Annotated in this window: 4 protein-coding genes; all 4 read left to right on the forward strand. The window is 65.0% G+C overall.

All coding sequences use genetic code 11. The features are described 5' to 3' along the window. Positions 1 to 1582 precede the first annotated feature (1582 nt). The gene (locus B4920_RS25645; protein WP_079437575.1) at positions 1583 to 1774 is read left to right on the forward strand and encodes a hypothetical protein; all 192 of its coding nucleotides are present in this window, start codon (positions 1583 to 1585) and stop codon (positions 1772 to 1774) included. Then, positions 1771 to 2340: a DNA repair protein RadC gene (radC, locus tag B4920_RS25650; RefSeq protein ID WP_079437576.1), complete on the forward strand. Its 570-nt coding sequence runs from the start codon at positions 1771 to 1773 to the stop codon at positions 2338 to 2340. The genes B4920_RS25645 and radC overlap by 4 nt, the downstream gene beginning before the upstream one ends. Then, positions 2337 to 2744, forward strand: coding sequence for a hypothetical protein (locus B4920_RS25655; protein WP_079437577.1), 408 nt, complete (start codon positions 2337 to 2339; stop codon positions 2742 to 2744). Before radC ends, B4920_RS25655 begins: the two co-directional genes overlap by 4 nt. Next, positions 2741 to 2926, forward strand: a 186-nt coding sequence (locus tag B4920_RS25660) for a hypothetical protein (protein ID WP_139379632.1), incomplete at its 3' end; no start/stop codon positions are given. The genes B4920_RS25655 and B4920_RS25660, both read left to right, overlap by 4 nt.

The following is a 2926-nucleotide window of genomic DNA, read 5'->3' on the forward strand; positions in this document are numbered from 1 at the left end:
CCGCGCCCGTCCAAAAGCAGATGGGTGCGGCCATGCCATCAGGGTTGAAAACTCATGATTGACTGGTCTGAACTTGTCGCCCAATCGTTCCCCGATTTGCCTAAAAATGAGGCAAGTCTGCCTTGTTCCGACTCGAATGGTCGGAACAACAGCCAAAATCCAGAAAAGGTCGGAACAGTGGGAAGCCGCGCCAGCTCTGGGTTTGCGGACTCTGTTCCGACTGTACCGACCGTTCCGACCATTTTTGAAGGGACGAGGGAAGAGAGAAGCAAAAATAGCAATCCATCGTCATTTAAAAACTCGGCTGGGGGTGGAGTTGAGGAAGGCTTTGCGCCATCGGAAAAAGCCCTCGACTTCGCCTGCAGGCGCTGTGCTTCCTTCCGTCGCCCTGGACTGTCCGATGGGTACTGCGGTGGCCGGGACGATCTGCCGCCGGCCTATACCCCTGGGCACCCACTACGCCAGCTCCCCGAGGATGGCGGAGCGAGCTGCAGCATCTGGCGGCTTCACCCTGCCCTGGGGAAGCACCCCGCCAGGGGGTAGGGGGTATCCAATTTCTGGCAGAGGGCACGGCGGGACCGGACGTCCCGCCATTTTTTTGTGTGCGGGAGTTTCGACCGGGGGGTACTCCCCTCGCCCGCAGGGGGTAGGGGGGTCAAATCTCTACGGAAATTCGTCTCGGGACCGGACGCCTAGCCACATTTTTATGGAGACGATTTTCGGGGGGTGGGGGGGGGTTAAAAGGTCTGAGCATCCAATGCACGAATGGGAAGCGAGTGGCATTTTTTGTGCCCCGGCGCCGGATCGTCGAGCTGGCGCCTTCCTGTGCAGCGTCATCGGTAGCACCAAACCACACCGCGCCTTCATACCCCTGAAGCCCTTGCCGGGCGCGGCTTTCGGGGGTGTCTGCGGTGGCATGTGACAACGGCGAAGGCTTGGGCATTCCAAAACGGGTCGGAACAGTCGGAACGGTCGGAACAAAAACCGGAAGTCCAGCAGCAGCGCGGCTTTGCGGGGTGCAGGTTGTTCCGACTTATGTAGTGAACAAGTCGGAACAACCAATATTAGTCGGAACACGCATCGGGGCCCGCGCAAGCGCACTCCTGTTCGAACCTGGCGCAAATTGCGCCCTGCGCCCACCTCCCCCGGCTTTCGTTCAAAGGGGCTTGACGCGTCCACGATGCCGGGTTGATACTCGCCACCGTCACCTAGACAGTGGTGACCAGGTTTGGCGACCTGAACATTCCTAGGCGGACGATAGCCGCTCTGCGGCTTTTTTTGCGTCCGTAACACCCTTGGTGCGCGCTGATCAATGGCGGGCCGGGTGGGGAGCCCTCACGGGCTGCCGGTTCCTAGGATGCCGGTTCGCCAACCCCGCTTTGGCCCGCCCCCCGTTTGGCGACGGGAGGTGGATTGAGTCCGCATCCTAGGAGTACCGCACCATGGCAACCCTCGCCTTGGCGTGCAGACGTCTGCACGCGCCTGCATCCCCCATCCTCACCCTGAATCTGTACCGTACCCTGCGTCGTTTCGCTGGCCCGGCCCTGGCTTTCCGCCTGACCTTTGCCAGGAGGGCCGGAGCATGAGCACCCGTACCTTCAAGGCACCGCCCTCGACGCAGCCGCGCCGCACGGGCCTGGTCCCACTGTTCAGCTTCCTGACGGCGGCAGCCCCGGCGATGCCGGCACCCGTGTCCCGCCGCGTGGCCGACATCGCCGCCCTCGACGACCTGCCGCGGCGTCGCCGCCCGTTCGTGAAGGGGGATCGGTCATGAGCATCCAACGTCTCACCGGCGCCCCGCCGGTCGCACCCCGCAACCGCCGTGTCAAAGTGGCCGAAGTGGCCGCCCACTACGTGGCCCCGATCACGCGTACCCGTCCGCCGCTCAGCGAACTCGACCGGGAAGAACGCTTGCTGGCCCGCGCCCGCAAGGTGCTTGAGAAGCGCCTCCTAAAGACAACTGTCGCAATTGAGTCGCCGAACGAAGTACGCGAGTTCCTGAAGTTCGAACTGGCCGAGGAGGCGCGCGAGGTGTTCTGCGTGCTCTACCTCGATGCGCAGAACCAGGTTATTTCGTTCGAACCGATGTTCGTTGGCACGCTGGCGCAAACCAATGTCTATCCCCGTGAGCTGGTTCGCCGCGCACTGGAGCTCTCTGCGGCGGCCGTGATCCTGGCCCACAACCATCCTTCCGGGAAGTCTGCACCCAGCCGGGCCGACATCGATCTGACCCGAAGCCTACGCAGTGCGCTTTCCCTGGTCGATGTACGGGTGCTCGATCACATCATTGTTGCCGGGGCATCCCGCCCACTGAGCTTTGCAGAAAAGGGCTTGCTATGAGCGCCCCAAACGCTGACCCTCGCACCGCCTGGCGCTGCTCTCCGGGCCGACGCCTGCCAGCCTATGCCCGTGACCTGGCCGACGCCCGGGCACGGGATCTGGTGCCCACCCAGCGCCAGGTGGTGGTCTTCCTCGACCACTGGCCGGCTGGGCCAGTCACCGGCCTGGGGCCGGCGATCTGCTGCCCGCCGGGCTTTCATCCGTCCCGCCTTGATTGGCGCTACCTGGCGGCCCTGTCGGTGCTGGTGGTGCCGCCACCGGCGCCGGATGGGGCGCGCCTGCGCCATCTGCTGGCCGAGCTGGTGTCGGCACGCCCCAAGCGGCTGATCCTGCTGCGGCCGGGCGGTACGCCGGCGGCGGAGTTCATCGTCAGCGAGGCCTATGGGCAGGAGGTGCAGCCATGAAGGCGCCGCCTCCCTATGAGCCGGCCCGCCTGGAGGAACGGGCCGCCCTGGCCCCGGCGCTGGGCGATCCGCGTACCTGGCCGGTCGCCTCCTGGCCCGATCCCTTGCCGCTGCCGGAAGGCCTCGCGCCGGTCGCCCCGTTCGACTACGCGCTGCTGCCGGATCGGCTGCGGCCGTGGGTG

Origin of the sequence: Zoogloea sp. LCSB751 (assembly GCF_002028455.1) — a bacterium.
GTDB lineage: Bacteria > Pseudomonadota > Gammaproteobacteria > Burkholderiales > Rhodocyclaceae > Zoogloea.